General features: G+C 58.0%; 16 protein-coding genes and 3 pseudogenes. 12 read left to right on the top strand and 7 right to left on the bottom strand.

Translation table 11 applies throughout. From position 1 onward, the window contains the following. The first annotated feature begins 157 nt into the window (after window positions 1–157). Genes yihX through fabY form a run of 4 tightly spaced genes read left to right on the top strand, consistent with a single transcriptional unit; the run spans window position 158 to window position 3,018 of the window. Window positions 158–745 (top strand): glucose-1-phosphatase, encoded by a 588-nt coding sequence (yihX, locus tag SOPEG_RS18060; RefSeq protein WP_025246395.1) that lies wholly within the window; start codon window positions 158–160, stop codon window positions 743–745. Window positions 746–800: 55 nt separating this feature from the next. Beyond that, on the top strand, window positions 801–1,703 hold the full coding sequence (locus tag SOPEG_RS18055) for a virulence factor BrkB family protein (RefSeq protein ID WP_025246394.1): 903 nt from the start codon (window positions 801–803) through the stop codon (window positions 1,701–1,703). Next, window positions 1,657–2,040: a D-aminoacyl-tRNA deacylase gene (gene dtd / locus SOPEG_RS18050; protein ID WP_025246393.1), complete on the top strand. Its 384-nt coding sequence runs from the start codon at window positions 1,657–1,659 to the stop codon at window positions 2,038–2,040. Before SOPEG_RS18055 ends, dtd begins: the two co-directional genes overlap by 47 nt. Before the next feature lie 36 nt (window positions 2,041–2,076). After that, window positions 2,077–3,018, top strand: a complete 942-nt coding sequence (gene fabY / locus SOPEG_RS18045) for a fatty acid biosynthesis protein FabY (protein ID WP_025246392.1) — start codon at window positions 2,077–2,079, stop codon at window positions 3,016–3,018. Window positions 3,019–3,070: 52 nt separating this feature from the next. On the opposite strand, the gene SOPEG_RS18040 is transcribed toward fabY, so the two are convergent. The 7 genes and pseudogenes from SOPEG_RS18040 to SOPEG_RS18010 form a co-directional block, all read right to left on the bottom strand. Then, window positions 3,071–4,762 carry an AsmA family protein gene (locus tag SOPEG_RS18040; protein ID WP_025246391.1) on the bottom strand — a complete coding sequence of 564 codons (1,692 nt, stop codon included), beginning with the start codon at window positions 4,760–4,762 and terminating at the stop codon, window positions 3,071–3,073. 139 nt (window positions 4,763–4,901) lie between these two features. Then, window positions 4,902–6,275 carry a uracil-xanthine permease family protein gene (locus SOPEG_RS18035; protein WP_417903423.1) on the bottom strand — a complete coding sequence of 458 codons (1,374 nt, stop codon included), beginning with the start codon at window positions 6,273–6,275 and terminating at the stop codon, window positions 4,902–4,904. A gap of 327 nt (window positions 6,276–6,602) precedes the next feature. Next, a pseudogene (gene recG / locus SOPEG_RS18030) lies at window positions 6,603–8,679 on the bottom strand (ATP-dependent DNA helicase RecG). Window positions 8,680–8,901: 222 nt separating this feature from the next. Further along, window positions 8,902–11,007 (bottom strand): annotated as a pseudogene (spoT, locus tag SOPEG_RS18025) (bifunctional GTP diphosphokinase/guanosine-3',5'-bis pyrophosphate 3'-pyrophosphohydrolase). 20 nt (window positions 11,008–11,027) lie between these two features. Beyond that, window positions 11,028–11,303 carry a DNA-directed RNA polymerase subunit omega gene (gene rpoZ, locus SOPEG_RS18020; protein ID WP_025246389.1) on the bottom strand — a complete coding sequence of 92 codons (276 nt, stop codon included), beginning with the start codon at window positions 11,301–11,303 and terminating at the stop codon, window positions 11,028–11,030. 54 nt (window positions 11,304–11,357) lie between these two features. Next, entirely contained in the window at window positions 11,358–11,981 is a 624-nt protein-coding gene (gene gmk, locus SOPEG_RS18015) for a guanylate kinase (RefSeq protein ID WP_025246388.1), read from the bottom strand. 383 nt (window positions 11,982–12,364) lie between these two features. Next, a complete protein-coding gene (locus tag SOPEG_RS18010; protein ID WP_025246387.1) occupies window positions 12,365–12,790 on the bottom strand; it encodes a MarR family winged helix-turn-helix transcriptional regulator in 426 nt (141 codons plus the stop codon). 1,531 nt (window positions 12,791–14,321) lie between these two features. Here SOPEG_RS18010 and SOPEG_RS28910 point away from each other — a divergent pair. The 8 genes and pseudogenes from SOPEG_RS28910 to SOPEG_RS28895 all read left to right on the top strand — a co-directional run bounded on the left by SOPEG_RS28910 (window position 14,322) and on the right by SOPEG_RS28895 (window position 18,162). Then, complete coding sequence (locus SOPEG_RS28910; protein WP_025246386.1) at window positions 14,322–14,882, top strand: VOC family protein; 561 nt, start codon at window positions 14,322–14,324, stop codon at window positions 14,880–14,882. Between the two features lie 121 nt (window positions 14,883–15,003). Beyond that, a pseudogene (locus SOPEG_RS31005) lies at window positions 15,004–15,171 on the top strand (glutathione ABC transporter permease GsiC); the annotation flags it as partial. Between the two features lie 163 nt (window positions 15,172–15,334). Beyond that, the gene (locus SOPEG_RS28900) at window positions 15,335–15,940 is read left to right on the top strand and encodes an ABC transporter permease (protein ID WP_200867829.1); all 606 of its coding nucleotides are present in this window, start codon (window positions 15,335–15,337) and stop codon (window positions 15,938–15,940) included. Further along, entirely contained in the window at window positions 15,940–16,506 is a 567-nt protein-coding gene (locus tag SOPEG_RS27900) for an ABC transporter permease (RefSeq protein ID WP_148297131.1), read from the top strand. The genes SOPEG_RS28900 and SOPEG_RS27900 overlap by 1 nt, the downstream gene beginning before the upstream one ends. Further along, on the top strand, window positions 16,481–16,855 hold the full coding sequence (locus SOPEG_RS27895) for an ABC transporter permease (protein ID WP_236851546.1): 375 nt from the start codon (window positions 16,481–16,483) through the stop codon (window positions 16,853–16,855). Before SOPEG_RS27900 ends, SOPEG_RS27895 begins: the two co-directional genes overlap by 26 nt. Then, entirely contained in the window at window positions 16,852–17,307 is a 456-nt protein-coding gene (locus SOPEG_RS23375) for an ATP-binding cassette domain-containing protein (protein ID WP_051419910.1), read from the top strand. Before SOPEG_RS27895 ends, SOPEG_RS23375 begins: the two co-directional genes overlap by 4 nt. Further along, window positions 17,256–17,819 (top strand): oligopeptide/dipeptide ABC transporter ATP-binding protein, encoded by a 564-nt coding sequence (locus SOPEG_RS23370; protein WP_158382468.1) that lies wholly within the window; start codon window positions 17,256–17,258, stop codon window positions 17,817–17,819. The genes SOPEG_RS23375 and SOPEG_RS23370 overlap by 52 nt, the downstream gene beginning before the upstream one ends. Next, complete coding sequence (locus SOPEG_RS28895) at window positions 17,812–18,162, top strand: ATP-binding cassette domain-containing protein (protein WP_071882246.1); 351 nt, start codon at window positions 17,812–17,814, stop codon at window positions 18,160–18,162. The genes SOPEG_RS23370 and SOPEG_RS28895 overlap by 8 nt, the downstream gene beginning before the upstream one ends. The last annotated feature ends 86 nt before the right edge of the window (window positions 18,163–18,248 follow it).

Below are 18,248 nucleotides of genomic sequence, written 5' to 3'. Positions count from 1 at the left end.
CGCGCCGCGACGGGGAGCTTCATCTTCTGGCGCTCCCCGCCGGCCTGTTGGAGGCGCCGGCGGGCGCCTTGTTACCCTAAGGGCATCCGCGATCGCGCTGTTCAGTTAGGCCGTTTCCCGCTACAGTGAAGATCTCATGAAGGATTCGGGAGGGACCATGCTATATATCTTTGATCTGGGGAATGTCGTTATCGATATCGATTTTAACCGCGTGCTGGGGGTCTGGAGCAATTTCAGCTGTGTCCCGCTGGCCACCCTGCAAAAAGAGTTCGTCATGGGTGAGGCTTTTGAACAGCATGAGCGTGGGGATATCACCGATGAAGCCTTTGCCGCCAAAATCTGCGGCGAATTGGGCATCGCGTTGAGCTTTGAACAATTTACCGCCGGCTGGCAGGCGGTGTTCGTCGGCCTGCGGCCCGAGATGGTGGAGATTTTGACCCAGCTGCGCGAACAGGGGCATCGCGTGGTGATCCTCTCCAATACCAACCGCCTGCATTGCGATTACTGGCCGAGCCAGTATCCCGAGGTGCAAGAATGCGTGGACAAACTCTATCTGTCGCAGGATCTGGGCATGCGCAAACCGGACCCGGCCATTTATCGCTACGTACTTGAGCAGGAAGGGGCGACGGCGGACGGTGCGGTTTTCTTTGACGATAATGCCGATAATATTGCCGTGGCACGTCAGGTGGGGATCCGCAGCGTGCATGTGACGGACCGGGAGGTCGTGCCGGCATTTTTTGCCTGACGGCAAGAAAGCGTGGATGCCCCGCGCTGATGCAATCACCGCAAAGAGGTTGGCGATGACGGGTCTGCGGCTGAAGAAGCTCATGCCGGTGCTGCATTTTATCCGGCACCTGGGTAAGCGCGTTTATCGCGATGATATCACGGTACTGGCCGGTCATCTGGCCTACGTGTCGCTCTTGTCGCTGGTGACGGTCATCTTTGCGCTCTTTGCCGCCTTTCCGATGTTTTCCGATGTCAGTATTGAGCTGCGCCATTTTATTTTCACCAATTTCATGCCGGCCACCGGCGACGTTATCCAGCGGTATCTGGAGCAATTCATTCTCAATTCGAGCCGTATGACGGCGGTGGGAACCTGTGACCTCATCGTCACCGCGCTGTTGCTGATTTACTCGGTGGATATGGTGCTCAACAGTATCTGGCGCAGTAAAAACAAACGGCCGATTATTTTTTCTTTCGCCGTCTACTGGATGGTTTTGACGCTGGGCCCGCTGTTGGCGGGCGCCAGCATGGTGCTGAGCTCTTATCTATTTTCCCTTACCTGGCTGAATGTTAGCGGCGTCAGCGGCGTGATGACGCTACTATTGCGCGTCTTTCCGCTGTTGCTTTCCTGCGCGTCGTTCTGGTTGCTCTATAGCCTGGTGCCCACGGTGAGGGTGCCGGCGCGCGATGCGCTGGTGGGCGCGCTGGTGGCGGGCGCGCTGTTTGAATTGGGGAAAAAGGCGTTCGGTCTGTATGTCACCTTGTTTCCGTCCTACCAGCTCATTTATGGCGTGCTGGCGGTGATCCCCATTCTCTTTCTCTGGGTATACTGGAGCTGGTGCATTGTATTATTGGGGGCGGAGATCACCGCGTCGCTGAGCGAGCACCGGCAGGTCGCCGCGCATCACGCCGCCCAGATTGCAAGGAATTCCGATGATAGAGTTGATACAACGGGTCACGCAGGCCAGCGTCACCATTGATAATGAGGTGGCGGGCGCGATTGGCCCGGGGCTCCTGATCCTGCTGGGCGTGGAGCGGCAGGACGATGAACAGCGCGCGGCCAAATTGTGTGAACGCGTGCTGGCATACCGTATATTTAGCGATGAGCAGGGCAAGATGAACCTTAATGTGCGCCAGTCGGGAGGGAGCGTGCTGGTAGTTTCCCAATTCACCCTGGCGGATGCCCGGCGGCTGTATGATGACTTTACCGACCGCTGCCGGCAAGCCGGCATTCGCACCGAAACCGGGCGCTTTGGCGCCGATATGCAGGTGGCACTGGTCAACGACGGGCCGGTAACCTTCTGGCTGCAGGTCTGAGCGGCCGGACGGCGTATTCAATTAAGAGAGATGGGTATGTATCACTTGCGCGTTCCGGAAACCGAACAGGAGCTCCAACAATATTATCAGTTCCGCTGGGAAATGTTGCGCAAGCTGCTGCATCAGCCGCCGGGCTCTGAAAGGGACGCTTACGACGGCATGGCGCATCACCAGATGGTGGTGGACGAGCAGGGCCAGCCGGTGGCGGTAGGGCGTCTTTATGTCAATGCTGATAATGAGGCCTCGATACGCTTTTTGGCGGTGCATCCGCAGGTGCAGGATAAAGGCTTAGGCACGCTGGTCGCGATGACGCTGGAGTCGGTGGCGCGCCAGGAAGGGGTCAAACGGGTGGTGTGCAGCGCCCGTGAAGATGCGGTGGCGTTTTTCGCTAAGCTGGGGTTCGTCAATCAAGGGGAGATCATCACCCCGTCCACCACCCCTATCCGGCATTTTTTGATGATTAAGCCCATCGTCACCCTGGACGACATCCTGCACCGGCCCGATTGGTGCGGCCAGCTGCAGCAGGCCTGGTATCAGCATATTCCGCTCAGCGAGAAAATGGGCGTGCGCATCAGCCAGTATACCGGGCAGAAGTTTATGACCACTATGCCCGAGACCGGCAACCAAAACCCGCACCATACGCTCTTCGCCGGCAGTCTGTTTTCGCTGGCGACCCTGACCGGCTGGGGGCTGATTTGGCTACTGCTGCGCGAGCGCCAGCTTGGCGGCACCATTATTTTGGACGATGCCCATATCCGTTATACCAAACCGGTGATTGGCCGGCCGGGGGCGGTGGCGGATCTGGGATCGCTATCGGGAGATTTAGACCGGCTGGCGCAGGGACGCAAAGCGCGGGTGCAGCTTGAGGTCGAACTGTACGGGAATGATATCAAGGGCGCCATCTTTGAAGGGGTCTATCTGGTGCTGCCGCCCTCGCTGGATATCCCGCTGGAGCGAGGCGGCTCCAACGCCGGTTAAGGGCCCTATGACGCTGCCGCTGAACCTGACGGGGCCGTAACCAGCGATGTTGTTAGGGCTCAGGCGTTGCCGTCACGTCGCCGTGGCGCAGGGTTTGGTTGAGGGTTTGCCCCGTCGTGTTTTGGGCCTGTAGTGTGCCGTTCAGCGAAGGCTTGAGCGGCGCGGCTGCTGTCATCTGCCCCCGCAGTTGCAGTTTGAGGTTGACGTTGCCCGTTAGCGGCAGCGTCGGCCACCCCCAGTTATGCAGCACATTGGCCGCTACCGCCCGCCCGTTCAAACTGAGGGTAAAGTCCCGCGCCGGCCGCTGGCTGACGGCGGCGGTAGCTTCCAGCAGCCCCTCGCCGGTAAAGGCGCTTAGCTCGCTGATATTCAGCGTATCGCCGGTAGCGTCCAGCGTCAGCGACGGCTGGCGCACGTCGGTTTTATTGAAAGTGGCATCGCTGCCGTTGAGGGTCATGCTGCCTGACCAGACCCCCCATTGATGGTCGCGCGCCAGCACCAGTTGCCTGCCGGTGACGTCCAGGGCGGTGATCTGGAACGGAAATGCCGGGGTGATATCGATAATCAGATTGCGGTTGGCGCTCAGCCTTTCCACCGACACGCTGGCAAGCCAAGGCGGTAGTGATTGCAGCCAGCTCGCGCGCCAATTTGCCGGCAATGTATATTCCAGGCCGGCTATCATCAGCTCATCCAGCGCCAGCCGGTGTTCTTGCCGCCGCCAGCGTCCGCTGGTGCGCAGTAAGCCTAGCTCCCAGCGGCCGCTGAATTGGCGGATCTCAACGCCCTGGGGCGAAAAAGTCATATTGGCGAGGGTATCCGTTAAATGCACTCCGCCGTTAATCAAATCGCTGGCGTTGAAGGAAAGCGAGCCGTCCTGCGCCGACCAGTCACCGTCCTGAAAGGTCATATCACGCAGGGTCAAATCCAGATCGTTAAACGCCCAGTTACGCCCCTCCATACGCGCATCGATCAAATCTGCGCGCCGCAGGGTAATTTTGGGCACGGAAAACACCTGACGCAAGAAGTCGTGCAGCGTCTTGTCCGACTGCAAACGCACGTTGCTCATCCACAGGCTGTCTACCTGCCAGCTACCGTCGGTCGCGCGCCGCGCGGTGCCGGTAAGCTCGCCCTGGTAGAGATCGGCCCCGAGATTATCCAGGGTGAGCGCCTGATTGTTTATTTCACCCTGGACCAGGACATTCTGTGCCGGCACGCCGTTGAGCGTCAGAGAACGGGCGCTAAGCTGAAAACGCGCCTGCCGGCCCAGCGGATAACCGGCCTGGGGACGCCAGGGGGAGATGCCGGCGTTGACGTTCTGGCCGTTGAGTCGCCACTCGCCGTGCGGGGCGTGAACCGCCATACCATTGAGCTGCAGTGTATCCGCCTGCAGGGGCCAGGCCGGCGCGGCCGGGTCAAGATTCAGGGTGCCGTCCTGCAATTGTAAGCGATTAACATGCCAGGGATCGGTGAGTTGTTGTGTGCCAAGTTCCGCCACTACCCGCTTGGCGACCAGCGTCGGCAGCGCGCCTTTTTTGCCGAGGTTGACGTTATCGAGCTGGATCTCGCTAAATTGCGTCCATCTGTGATTGATATTGCCGAGGGAAACCTGGTAACCGCTGTGTCGGGTCAACTGCCGGCCCAGCCAGCCGGCGCCCCAGGTGGTTTGCAGCAGCATATAGATAAGCACAATGAGCAATAATAGGATCAGAAGCAGTGAGATCAGCAATTTGCCAATAAATTTCATTGCACATTCCGCAGCGGTGAAAACAGATACACTGTTTATGCCGTAATTGACCCGCTATCTCAAGCGACAAAGCGGTGCGGAGACAAAAAAAGACCGCGACGTCACCGCCGCGGTCTGGATCGTTGTTCTCCGCCCTGAGCTAGTTTTTTTCAGGGGGAAACAGGATGTTGAGGATAATCGCGGTAATACCGCCCGCGGCGATGCCGGACGACAAGAGCGTTTTCAGCCACTGCGGCGCGAATTGCAAGATAAGCGGCTGTTGCGAGACGCCAAGACCGATCGCCAGCGACAGCGCGATAATCATTATCGCCCGGCGGTTGAGGCGTTCGCGCGACACGATACGCACGCCCGACGCGGCGATGGTACCGAACATGACAATCGTCATGCCGCCCAGCATCGGTTCGGGAATGTGTTGCACCACGCCGCTGACCGCCGGGAACAGGCCAAGTGCGATAAGCATCAGCGCCACCACGAAACCGACATAGCGGCTGGCGACGCCGGTAAGCTGGATGACGCCGTTGTTTTGGCCAAAGCAGGAGTTGGGAAAGGTGTTGAACACCGCAGACAGCATGGAGTTCAGGCCGTTGGCCAACACTCCGCCTTTCAGGCGCTGCATATAGAGGGGGCCGCGCACCGGCTGTTCCGACACGTCCGACGTGGCGGTAATATCGCCAATGGTCTCGATTGAGGTGACCATAAATACCAACATCAGCGGAACAAGCAAATTCCAGTCGAAGCCCAGCCCGTAATACAGCGGTGTCGGCACCACAATCAACGGCTGTGCCGTCGCCGACGCCGACGGCGGCAGCATTCCCGTCGCCCAGGCCAGCAGATACCCCACCACCATCGCGATTACCAGCGACGCGACGCGCAGGTAGGGGTTACGCTGGCGGTTCAGCAGGATGATCACCAGCAGCACGACTCCGGCCAGCATCAGATTTTTCGGGGCGCCGAAGGTATGGTCGTTCAGCGCGGCGAAGCCGCCGCCTATGGACGTGAGTCCCACCTGGATAAGCGAAATGCCGATGATCATCACCACGATACCCGACACCAGGGGGGTAATGATGCGCCGGGCCAGATGCAGCACCCGCGAGAGCAGAATTTCGGTGCAGGAAGCCACCATGAGGGTGCCGAACAGCTCGGCCATCATTGTCGGCACATCGGCGCCGCCGTTTTTCAGCGCCAGACCGCCCATAATCAGCGGCGTCACGAAATTGAAGCTGGTGCCCTGTATTGATAGCAGGCCCGATCCCACCGGTCCCCAGGTTTTGATTTGCAGGATGGACGCAAGCCCGGAAGCGAACAGCGACATGCTGATAATATGGCGGGTATCGTCCGCCGGCAGGCCCAGCGCCTGGCAGATCAGCAGCGCCGGGGTGATGACCGCCACAAACATCGCCAGCAGATGCTGACAGGCGGCGAATAACGTTTGCGGCAGCGGCGGCCTGTCGTCGAGGCGGTAAATCAGTTCGCTGGGGGCGCTGTCAGCGGAGGCGGGGGCGGTGTTAATCACGGGCGATGTCATGGCAAGCAACGTTCCTGGGCGGCAAAGAGGGCATTTTAATCATCTTGAAGGGAAAAGTAATCGATTGCACCGCCATCGATGGCGGGTCCTTGACGTCGATCAACGGTTCGGCGTGCGCCGCCTAGATTAGGGCGCCGCGCGGGCGTGACGGTCAGTTTTGCCGAGGGGATATCGACCTTGAGGCACCGGCGCAAACGCGGGTGCGAAAGCCCGCTTTGCTCAAAACGTCGATCCAAGGCGGGCGCGCAAACCGACTGTGCCGCGTAACCGCGTTATAGCGGCACTGCGGGACAAGGTAGCGGCGGCAGACGCCGCTCAGGCGAAGGTATAGCGGACGCGCTCGGACATCCAGCGTTCAATCAGGGCGCGGGCCGAGTCGGGGTGATGCTGATGGATATGCCGCGCCAGGCGCTGTACCTCTGGAATCATCGCCTGATCGCGCAGCAGATCCGCGACCCGGAATTCGGCATTGCCGGTTTGGCGGGTGCCCAGCAGCTCGCCGGGGCCGCGAATTTCCAGGTCTCGCCTGGGCAATGACGAAGCCATCGTTGCTGTCGCGTAGAACCTGTAGACGCGACTGTGCGGTTTTGCTGAGCGGCGACTTGTACAGCAGCACGCAGTGGGAGGCCACCGCACCGCGACCCACCCGTCCACGCAGCTGATGCAGCTGCGCCAGCCCGAGCCGCTCGGGGTTTTCGATGATCATCAGGCTGGCGTTAGGCACATCGACGCCCACCTCGATGACCGTGGTCGCCACCAGTAATTGTACCTCGTCTGCCTTGGAGGCCTGCATCAGCTGCTGCTTTCCGGCGCCTTCATGCGTCCATGCACCAGCCCGACCCGAAGCTCGGGCAGCGCGCTTTGCAATTCCTGCGAGGTGGCTTCCGCCGCCTGCGCTTCCAGCACATCCGATTCTTCTATCAGCGTGCAGACCCAGTAAGCCTGACGCTGCTCCTGCAGGCAGGCCTGACGGACGCGCTGAATAATTTCCGCGCGCCGGGTATCCGGGATTGCCACCGTGGTCACCGGCGTCCGGCCCGGCGGCAGCTCATCAATGACCGAGGTGTCCAGGTCGGCGTAGGCGGTCATCGCCAGCGTCCGGGGGATGGGGGTGGCGGTCATAATCAACTGATGCGGATGGAAGCCCTGCGCCACGCCTTTCTCCCAAAGCGCCAGCCGCTGATGAACACCGAAACGATGCTGCTCATCAATAATCACCAGCGCCAGCCCGGCGAAGCGCACCTGCTCTTGGAAAATAGCGTGAGTGCCCACGACTATCGACACCCGGCCATCGCTAATGGCCTCCTGCTGCGCCTGGCGCGCTTTCCCTTTCTGCTTGCCCGCCAGCCAGCCGACCTCGATGCCCAGCGGCGCGAACCAGTCGCGGAAATTTTGCGCATGCTGTTCAGCCAGCAGCTCGGTGGGTGCCATTAGCGCCACCTGGAGGCCATCGCTAATGGCGCACAGCGCCGCCACCAGCGTTTTGCCGGATCCCACATCCCCCTGAACCAACCGCATCATCGGGACATCTCGCGTCAGATCCTGGGTGATTTCCGCCACCACGCGCCGTTGGGCGCCGGTGGGGGAGAACGGCAGCGCGGCGAGAAAGCGCTGGGATAAAAGATTATCGGCGCGCAGTGGCAACGCCCGGTCTTTCTGCACCCTGACCCTGACCGCCAGCATGCTGAGGTTGTGGGCCAACAGTTCTTCGAGAATTAGCCGGCGCTGCGCCGGGTGACGGCCCAGCGCTAAATCGTCCAGAGAGATTTCCGGCGGCGGGCGGTGCAGCATCCGTAAGGTATCGGCCAGGCTCATCAAAGCGCCGCATAGCTCCGGCGGCGGCAGCTCGGGCACCGGCGTGATGTCGAGCAGTTTCAGGGCCTGATCGATGGCGCAGCGCAGCGTAGCCTGTCGAACGCCTTCGGTGGTGGGGATATACCGGCGTTAACGCGGCGGCAAGCGTGACCTGGCTGCGCTCGCTGATGACATGATATTCGGGATGGATTATCTCGCCGCCGAGCTGGCCGCGGCGGATTTCGCCATAGACGGTCACCCATTGGCCGGGGGAGAGGCTATTTTTCATCGCCGCGTTGAAATGAAAAAAGCGTAGCGTCAGAACGCCGCTGTCGTCGCGCAGGCGGCAGGTGAGCATGCGTTTGCGGCCAAAACTGATATCGCTGTTCAGGACTTCACCCTGCACGGTCACCGTCATCCCCGGCAGCGCCTCGCCGATAGGATAAAGTTTGGTGCGGTCCTCATAGCGGGCCGGCAGATGCAGCAGCAGGTCCTGTAGGCTTTCCAACCCGAGTCGGGCAAATTTGCTGACCAGACTCGGGTCGATCCCTGATAGCGTATTCAGCGGAATGACGTTTAACAGGCGGTCTTCGGTCATATCAGCTCTCCGTGGCTTATCATCAGGCCGACCCTTCTGGGGGATAGGTCCTCTCGCCGCCGGGGCCGCTGTCCGGCCGGGCCGAGTGTTTGCGCGCGGCGACCCCGCTCTTTAAGAATACAGGTCGAACGGCGATAATCAAGGGGGCGGAAATTCGCCGCGCGGCATAGGAGAACCGGCCGGCATGTCGCCTCGCCAGGCAAAACGGTCCGGCATCATGGCTTAATTGCGGTTACGGTTAACCCGGATGACATCCGGCATGATGCGGATTTTACGCATGATATTCGCCAGATGGATGCGATCGCGGGTCGTTAGGCGTATAAACGCGCTATACACCCGGCCGTCTTTCTCTTCGGTGTTAAGGCTCTGAATATTGGAATTGGCGGCGTTAATCGACGCGGTCAAATTGGCTAGCGCGCCCTGATGGTTGAACATATCTACCTTGATTTCGGCGATAAACTCCTATTCGCTCACCATTTCCCACTCCACCGGCATGAATTTCTCAGGCTCTTTCTGGTAGCCCCGGATATTGCGGCAAGATTCATGGTGTACCACCAGCCCTTTGCCGGGGCTGACGTGGGCGATGATCGGATCGCCTGGAATAGGCCGGCAGCATTTGGCGAAGGTGATGAGCACGCCGTCGGCGCCTTTAATTGGCAGCGTACGCGGGCCGACGGGCGGCGTCAGGTTGGACTGATCTCCCTGCAGATTTTTGGCAATGACCACGCTCATGGTGTTGCCGAGACCGATTTCCGCCAGCAGATCTTCAAGCGTCGCCAGTTTCATCCTGTCCAGCTCGCGCTGGATATTTTCCGGCGGCATTTCGACCAGTTTGCGGCTGCCGCCCAACGCGTGGTTAAGCAGGCGACGGCCGAGGCTGACGGAGTCATCACGCTTGAGGTTTTTCAGCATCTGGCGAATTTTGGCCCGCGCCTTGGAGCTTACGACGAAATTCAGCCAGGCGGCGTTGGGCCGCGCGCCGGGAGCGGTAATAATTTCCACGGTCTGACCGCTGGTGAGCGACTGGGACAGCGGATAGGGCTGCCTGTCCACCCGCGCGCCCACGCAGGCGTGACCGATATCGGTATGCACGGCATAGGCGAAATCCACCGGCGTAGCGCCCGCCGGCAATTCGACGATGCGCCCTTCTGGGGTAAATACGTAGATTTCGTCGGGAAAAAGATCGGATTTAACGCTTTCAATGAATTCAAACGAGCTGCCGGCGCTTTGCTGTAGCTCGAGGAGGCTTTGCATCCAGCGCTGCGCGCGGATTTGCGCCGTAGTACCGGTTTCGCCCTGCTCTTTATACGCCCAATGCGCCGCCACCCCCATCTCCGCCATCTGGTCCATGTCCTCGGTGCGAATCTGCACCTCCACCGGCACGCCGTGGGGACCTATCATCGAGGTATGCAGCGATTGGTAGCCGTTGGCTTTGGGGATGGCGATATAATCTTTCACCCGCCCGGGGCGCGGTTTATACAGGCTATGCATCTGCCCCAGCACCCGGTAACAGGTGTCCACTTCGCTGACGATCACCCGAAAAGCGTAGATATCCATGATGGAATGAAAACGTTGCTCTTTCAGGTGCATCTTGCAATAGATCGAGTAGAGATGTTTTTCCCGTCCGCTGACGCGACAGGGAATGCCCGCTTCGGTTAAGCGACCCTCAATCTCGGCGAGGATTTTCTGGATCATCTCCTTGCGGTTACCGCGCGCCGCTTTAACCACTTCCTTGATAACCCGGTAGCGGTTGGGATACAGCGCCTCGAACCCCAGCTCTTCCAGCTCGGTTTTCAGGTGATGGATACCCAGCCGGTGGGCCAGCGGGCTATAGATTTCCAGCGTTTCGCGCGCGATGCGACGCCGTTTGTCCGGTCGCAGGGCGCCGAGGGTGCGCATATTGTGGGTGCGGTCGGCAAGCTTTATCAGCACGACGCGGATATCTTGCACCATCGCCATGATCATTTTACGAAAGTTTTCCGCCTGGGCTTCTTTCTTGTCGAGGAATTTCAGCTTGTCCAGCTTCGATACCCCCTCCACCAGCTCGGCGACGCTTTTGCCGAACAGTTGTTCCATGTCCTGGTAGGTGGCTGGGGTATCTTCGATAACGTCATGCAGCAGCGCCGCCATCAGCGTCTCATGATCGAGACGCATCTCGGCCAGGATGCAGGCGACCGCTACCGGATGGGTGATATAAGGCTCACCGCTGGAACGAGTCTGTCCCTCGTGCGCATCACGAGCGACAAGATAAGCCTGCCGGAGGAGTTTTATCTGATCCTCGGGCAGATAGCGTTGAATCAGAAGATTCAGACTTTCGAACAGATACAAGGTAGGGTAGTAACCTGCTGTTAACGGCGGCCTTCAGCGATCGCGGTGACCGCCTGAATCTCGGCGGCTTCCTGTTCTTGCTGCTCCTGGCGATCGCGTAAATCCAGGATCTGATTGGTAATCAGGCCTTTCTCGATTTCACGCAGGGCGATAACGGTGTATTTATCGTTTTCTTCCGCAACCAGTGGATCTTTACCGCCTACCTGAATCTGACGCGCGCGACGCGCGGCGATCAGCACCAGGTCAAAACGGTTACCAATTTTCTCGACGGCGTCTTGTACAGTTACGCGTGCCATATGTGAGCTACTCCACAGATGAAGAAATGACTGGGCATCATACTGAAAATTGTGTCAGTCTGCCAACAATTTGCTGATTAATGCGTCATGGCGTAATTTCTGACGCTCAAGGCGCAGCCGCTCAGCCCGGATAATGGTTTTCAGATCAAGCAATGCGGTATTGAAGTCGTCATTGACGATGAGATAATCGTACTCCGCAAGGTGGGTCATTTCAGCTACCGCCTGCGCCATGCGCCGGGCGATGACCTCTTCGCTGTCCTGACCGCGTCCGCGCAACCGGCGATCTAACTCCTCCTTGGACGGCGGCAAAATAAAGATGCTGCGAGCGTCGGACATTTTACCCCGGATCTGCTGCGCGCCCTGCCAGTCGATATCGAGGAACACATCGACGCCGGTTGCCAGCACCTGCTCGATGGTTTCACGCGAGGTGCCGTAATAATTGCCAAATACCTGGGCGTGTTCCAAAAAGGCATCTTCGGCAATCATTCGCTCAAATTCCGCCACCGGCACGAAAAAGTAATGCTGTCCGTGCGCTTCGCCGGGACGCATGGCGCGGGTGGTGTGGGAGACTGACACCTGGGTGTCATAAAGCGGCTGGGTTTTCAGCAACGCCTGGATCAGGCTGGATTTTCCCGCGCCGCTCGGGGCGGAAACGATATAGAGCGTACCTTGAATCATCATGAAATAGTCAGCAGAGGTTGAAAGAACGACATGGCGTGTTTCTATTATACACGGCATTGAGAGGCGATGCAGCTGCCAACGTAGCGGCAGAGCCGGCGGAGGGGGTGAAGTATCGGTTATGAAGGAATTAAGGAAGCACGGGCAACCGTCGAAGACGCAAACCCCCGTGACCTCCTTTTTTGAACGTTTTAGATATTTATCTGCAAAAATCCACCAGTAAAAAAAACCACCTTTGAGTATTAAAAATCGCGATAAAGTGTCTATTATCTGGTAGCCGGAATAGCCGTCCGACCCGTCAGTCCGGTCACGATAAATGACTACAACTGTCCGGCCCTTTTTTTACTGCGGATTTCAATGCTGATATAACATCATAAGCCGTGCTATTTTTGCTGAGCTTCAAGTACATTGCAGACTTCGCTGAATTTCTCTAACTGCATCTTGGATAACGGAGCAAACATGCGATCCAGAATGACTTTGTGGGTCTGTTCGGCGATACGCAATTTCTCACGACCTTTTTCCGTGATATAGACATACTTCACCCGGCGATCGGTAGGGCTTTGCTGGCGTTGCAGCATCTCCTCTTTTTCCAATGCATCAAGCACGGTGACCACGGTACGGGATGAGAAGCCCATATAGTTTTTGATATCGGTGGCGCTGGTTTTGCCGGTAGTAATCAGATGCAGAATTTTCATTTTCGACATCGAGAGGCCTTCGTTCACCAGCTGACCATTCACTTCTTTTCTCAGGCGGTGATAGATACGCGATAGGGACTCTACCATTACTGAAATATCGGTTGATTTATCCATGTTCTAATCTCTATATGTTATTTATTCGCTATCAGTTATTCCCAAAGCACATTAGATTTCCGTTTAGTATTACAGATGCTTTTAATGGCACCAAGTAAATATTACACTTAAGCAGAATCGACGACGCTGGGAAATATTCTAAACAAGCAATGTTGTCAGCTTACGCTAACAAGAAATACATTTTATTAACAAAAATATTGAAATTCTCTCAACCTCCATTAAATAGGGGCACCCTGGAGACAGAAGAGTATGGGTTACTTCCAGGTTATTATTAATGCCCAATCGGAGTATGATCGGACCCCCTGCTTCATTACTGACTGCCCGAGCAGTTTATCGAAGTTTTTTTAAATTTGAAATATGACTATAAGAAAAAGGCGCATATATTATGAAAATATAATGGCAAATATATCTTTTTATGTTTTATTAGTGATAATGTATATTAATATCCTACTAATCTTTACCGGAATTTACAGATATGAAGGCTGCAACATGTTGTAGGAAAGGGATTTTTAGAATTTTTTTTAGATGAAACATTGTGCCGGTTTCGTTGCAGTAGTTCACGCAAAAATCGAGCTAAAAAAAATAATCGCAAATTAAGAACTCACAAAAAAGATAAAAAAACCTTCAGTACGCCTTAAGTCGACTTAGCGTAATTCAGTTAACTAGTTGTAATTACTAATTATTTTGTTTTTATCTTTTTCGCTAAAAATCTAAATTTAGCAAAGAATTATGTTATTTTTATCATTAAAATCAACTAATTGTAGATTTTATAATCTATTGGCGCGACAACGGCGTCCGGCGGGTGCCATCCCTTTGCTCGCGCGGTGGCAAAAGGAGCAAAAATAGCTCGCAAAATTGCTTCTTTTCAGGCAATAATTAAAGCGGTCAGGGTCTACGCTTACTTATGGATGGATATGAATGGATATGAGATGAAAACGGCGAAATTCGGCCATGAAATATCCCCTGATATCCTGTCGTCGACCTAATTCTATCGGGTTAACGGCATCGGTTTGCTTGCCGCCGTTACCGCTGGCGTTATAAAGCGCACCGCGACCGCCGTCAGGAAGGGTAAAACGTCTATTAGGACGCCGTACTATTTGCGGTGAAAATGCCTGCATGGGGCAAAACAGGCGACGGCGACGGCGGATATTCCCCCCGTTCACGGGCGCTGCTTTGGGGCTTCCCCTGCGCTATTCAGATGGACGCGCGGCGAGGTAAGGCAAGAGGCGGGTGACACCGGCACTATTCCCGTGAAGCGTTAGCCGGCCGCCGTTGCCGCTGAGGGGTTCGGCACGCCATGACACAATGCTTCGCAGCGCCGATGTCGCCCGAAATTTAATCTGCCCGGCGGTAACAAGACTATTTCAGCGCCGAAGAGTGGCAGACGAAGAGGCGGTGGAAATAGGCAAGCCGCCAACGCGCTGTATAAATGAAGCTGTGTCTGGGAGGCTATAACTGATGTCGCTGGCGCCGCCACGAATCGCGGCGCGCTGGCTATAGTTAAGGCACGAGTCACATGAGGGGGAGACTCATGTTCAGCCATATTCAGCTTGGCGTGCGGGACCTGACGCGCATGCAGCAATTCTATGATTCGGTCTTGGCCGAACTCGGCTTGGTGCGGGTAGCGGAAGAGCGGGTCGGCGAGGCGGGGGTCATCTGGCGTCGCGCCGATCGGCGCTGGTCTCAGTTTGTGCTGCGCGCGCCGCTCAATGGCCTGCCTGCCACCTGGGTCAACGGCAGCCAGGTAAGCTTCGCCGCGCCCTCGCCCGATGCGGCGGCGGTATGGTCGGTGGCGCTTACCCTCGGCGCTATCAATGAGGGTGAACCGGGGCTACGGCCGCAGTATGCGCCGGATTTCTACGGCGCCTCCTTTTGCTGCCCTCGGTCAACGTTCCTGCCCGGCGCGCGCCTAGCGCGGCCCATTTGTCACCCGAGCCCGGACAAAAGACCTAACGGCGTGCGCCAGAGCGTACGCCGACGTGGGATTATACGGCCGGGTCCTGAGCGTCTGGCTGCGTCCGGTCATCCTTTCTCACAGCGGCGGCGCCGCGCGACATACGGCATTCTTATATGTCGCATTTCTCACCGATAAGGTCGCAAACGCGACGTTTATCGCCAACAAAGACTGGCAAGCTCATAACCGTTTCCAACCGCATTCCGGCGGTTTCGGTCCTGGCCGGCGTTCCACCGCCGATACTTTACAGGTTGCATCTATGCTCATTTATCTGCTTCGCCGGCTGCTTTTGGCGGCGTCGGTTATGTTGGTGGCCGTTTCTCTGTTGTTTTGCCTGGTGTTCCTGGTGCCCGGCGATCCCGCATCGGTAGCGTTGGGTCCGCGCGCCAGCGAGGCGCAAAAACAGGCTTTGCGCGTCACCATAGGATTGGACCAGCCGGCACAGGTGCAGATCGGCCGTTTCCTTGCCAGAGTGGTGTACGGCGATTTGGGTAAAGATGTGCTGACCCACCGGCCGGTAGCACAACTCATCACCCGCGCCCTGCCCAACACGTTGGTGCTGGCGCGCGCTGTGCGCCATCGGCTGGGCAATGGCGCTCGGCTGCTGGGCGGCGCTGGGCCAGAACAGCTGGGCCGGCCGTATTATCGGCGTGCTGTCTATCAGCGTTATCGCGCTGCCGGCCTTCGTGGTGGCTATTTATGCCTTGTTGATTTTCTCGGTGACCCTGAAGTGGTTTCCCGCTATCGGCGCCGGGCATCGCGGCGATGTGGCTTCGCAGCTCCACGCGCTGGTGCTGCCGTCGCTGACGGTAGCGTTGGGCTGGATCGGTTATCTTTCCCGCCTGGTGCGCGTCTCCATGCTGGAGGTTCTGAAGGAAAATCATATTCGCACTTTCCGCGCTTTCGGTATGCTCGATCGGCTGATCGCCCTGCGCTACGCGCTGCCGATTGCGGTGGTCCCGGTGGTATCGGTACTGGGAGTCGGCATCGGCTCGCTGCTTTCGGGGGCGACGCTGACGGAGATTGTCTTTGCCCGTCCGGGGCTCGGAAAATTGGCGTTTGATTCGGTGATTTCCCGCAATTTTCCGGTGGTGATGGGGACGGTGGTGGTAACGTCCGGCCTGTATGTTTTGGCTAACTTCATCGCCGATGTCATTAATACCTGCCTCGATCCGCGCGTGCGTCAGGAGCTGTGATGATAGAACTGTCAACGCCGGTCGCCGGCTCCCCGGCACAGAACGCTGCCACGCCGCCGCGCATGGGCCTCTATCGGGTGCTGCGGCAGGTCTGGTCGACCGGGATCGGCCGCTTCGCCTTGATTTGCGTCTTCGCGTTAATGCTGTGCGTGTTATTCGCGCCCTGGCTAGCGCCGCACAATCCCATCGCCATCAAAGCGGTCCTGCGGCTTAAAGGACCAAGCATGGAGTATTGGCTGGGGAATGATCAGCTGGGTCGCGATATTTTGTCGCGGCTGATTTACGGTACGCGTATCGCGATGATGGTCGCTTTTGCCGGCACGGGCGGGGCACTGCTGCTGGGATCGCTGCTGGGGCTGGTGGCCGGCTACGGGCCGCACCAGCTCGACACGCTGTTGATGCTGTTGTGTGATTCGCTGATGTCGATTCCCATGATTTTGTTCGCCCTGGCGGTGGTGACGCAGGCCGGCTCCAGTCTAGCCACCATTATTCTTAATTCTTATCATTATTACCTTCATGGTGCCGGGCTATTTCCGGGTGGTGCGCAGCCAAACGCGGGTACTTAAGCGCATGGAGTATATTGTCGCGGCCCGGGCCATGGGCGCGTCGCCGGTCAGCGTCGTCGTTCGGCATCTGATTCCCAATTTGACCGGCACACTACTGGTCATGGTGGCGATGGATATCCCCGCGGTTATCGCCATCGAGTCGGGTCTGAGCTTCCTCGGACAAGGGATTCAGCCGCCGGACGCCAGCTGGGGCACGGTGCTCAACGATGGCTACTCTTATATCCGCCAGGCGCCGCATATGGTTATTGCCGCCGGCATGCCGATCGTTCTCGCCACCTTGGGATTCACCTTTCTCGGCGACGCGCTGGATCCACGCACCCATAGCCACACCGGAGACGATCGCCCATGACGCTGCTCGATATCAATCAGTTAACCGTCAGCTACGCCTCTCCCCGTGGGCCGCTACAGGCGGTGCGCAATATCAGCCTGTCGCTTAATAAAGGTGAAGTGCTGGGGCTGGTGGGCGAAAGCGGTTCCGGAAAATCCACCCTGGTCAGCGCCATGTTGACCCTGCTGCCGCCCAATGCCCAGGCCAGCGGTGAATTGCGCTATCGCGGGGTCGATCTGCTGACGTTGTCCGAGGAAGATCGGCGCAAATTGCGCGGTAACGGTATCGCCACCGTCTCGCAAGATCCTTTTACCGCGCTTAATCCGGTGGTGACGATTGGTAAACAGCTGTCGCTTTTCAACACCATAAAGCCGGTACGCGCGCGGAAAAACGCCAGCGCGCCCGTCACATGCTGGAGCGCGTGGGGATATCCGACCCCGGCGGCCGGCTGCACCAATATCCTCATGAGCTGAGCGGCGGCATCCGTCAGCGTATCGCTATCGCCGCGGCGTTACTGACCGAACCGGAACTGCTGATAGCCGATGAGCCGATCACCGCGCTGGACGCCACGACGGAAATGCAGGTGGTAGAGGTCCTTAAGGCCAGTCGGAAGCTGGTGGACGGCGCGATTATTTTTGTCACCCACGATCTGCATCTGGTCAGCGCGTTGTGCGACAAGGTGGCGGTGATGTACGCCGGCAAAATTGTCGAGGCAGGACCGATAGACAGCATTTTCGGCGCGCCGTCGCACCCCTATACCCGGGCGCTGCTGGCCTGCGATCCGGCGCGCATTCCCGGCGTCAGCCGCGAGTTGCCGTTTATCGCCGGCGCGGTCCCGCCGCCCGGCGGCGAGCGGGTCGGGTGTCCATTCCAGCCACGCTGTGCCTCGGCTTTCGGGCACTATCTCGGTGTGACGCCGGCCCTGACCACCCTCGGACAAGGCGACTGGACGGTACGTTGCCATAAGGTGGATCCGCATGCTTGAAATTAACGATCTGGTGGTGCGCTACCGCACCGGTAACCTTCTGAGCCGGCTCAAACCGGGCGCCGTGCGCTATGTGGATATCTTGGCCGGCGTCAGCCTGCATGTGGCGCCGGGAAAGACGCTGGGCCTTATCGGTGAAAGCGGTAGCGGCAAGACGACCCTTGGCCGGGCGGTGATCGGCCTGACGCCGATTAGCGGCGGCACGGTACAGGTTAACGGCCGCGAGCCGCGGGACGCCAGCGACTGGTCCTGGCGCGGGATCCGGCGGGATACCGGCCTGATCTTCCAAGATCCGATGGCGGCGCTCGATCCGCGCATGCGCGTGGAAAAACTGGTGACCTAGCCTTTTAGCGTCAACGGACGCGAAATTAACCGTCGCGCGGAGGCGGGGCGTTTATTGTCCATGGTCGGGCTGCCGGTGGCGTTTAT

Source organism: Candidatus Sodalis pierantonius str. SOPE (assembly GCF_000517405.1).
Taxonomy (GTDB): Bacteria; Pseudomonadota; Gammaproteobacteria; order Enterobacterales; family Enterobacteriaceae; genus Sodalis_C; species Sodalis_C pierantonii.
Note: the sequence above shows the minus strand (reverse complement) of the source record. Positions and strands in the feature narration are given on the sequence as shown.

Coding starts and splice junctions, on each gene's coding strand:
- yihX (WP_025246395.1), top strand. CDS start 158: ATGCTATATATCTTTGATCTGGGGAATGTCGTTATCGATATCGATTTT.
- SOPEG_RS18055 (WP_025246394.1), top strand. CDS start 801: ATGACGGGTCTGCGGCTGAAGAAGCTCATGCCGGTGCTGCATTTTATC.
- dtd (WP_025246393.1), top strand. CDS start 1,657: ATGATAGAGTTGATACAACGGGTCACGCAGGCCAGCGTCACCATTGAT.
- fabY (WP_025246392.1), top strand. CDS start 2,077: ATGTATCACTTGCGCGTTCCGGAAACCGAACAGGAGCTCCAACAATAT.
- SOPEG_RS18040 (WP_025246391.1), bottom strand. CDS start 4,762: ATGAAATTTATTGGCAAATTGCTGATCTCACTGCTTCTGATCCTATTA.
- rpoZ (WP_025246389.1), bottom strand. CDS start 11,303: ATGGCACGCGTAACTGTACAAGACGCCGTCGAGAAAATTGGTAACCGT.
- gmk (WP_025246388.1), bottom strand. CDS start 11,981: ATGATTCAAGGTACGCTCTATATCGTTTCCGCCCCGAGCGGCGCGGGA.
- SOPEG_RS18010 (WP_025246387.1), bottom strand. CDS start 12,790: ATGGATAAATCAACCGATATTTCAGTAATGGTAGAGTCCCTATCGCGT.
- SOPEG_RS28910 (WP_025246386.1), top strand. CDS start 14,322: ATGTTCAGCCATATTCAGCTTGGCGTGCGGGACCTGACGCGCATGCAG.
- SOPEG_RS28900 (WP_200867829.1), top strand. CDS start 15,335: ATGGCGCTCGGCTGCTGGGCGGCGCTGGGCCAGAACAGCTGGGCCGGC.
- SOPEG_RS27900 (WP_148297131.1), top strand. CDS start 15,940: ATGATAGAACTGTCAACGCCGGTCGCCGGCTCCCCGGCACAGAACGCT.
- SOPEG_RS23375 (WP_051419910.1), top strand. CDS start 16,852: ATGACGCTGCTCGATATCAATCAGTTAACCGTCAGCTACGCCTCTCCC.
- SOPEG_RS28895 (WP_071882246.1), top strand. CDS start 17,812: ATGCTTGAAATTAACGATCTGGTGGTGCGCTACCGCACCGGTAACCTT.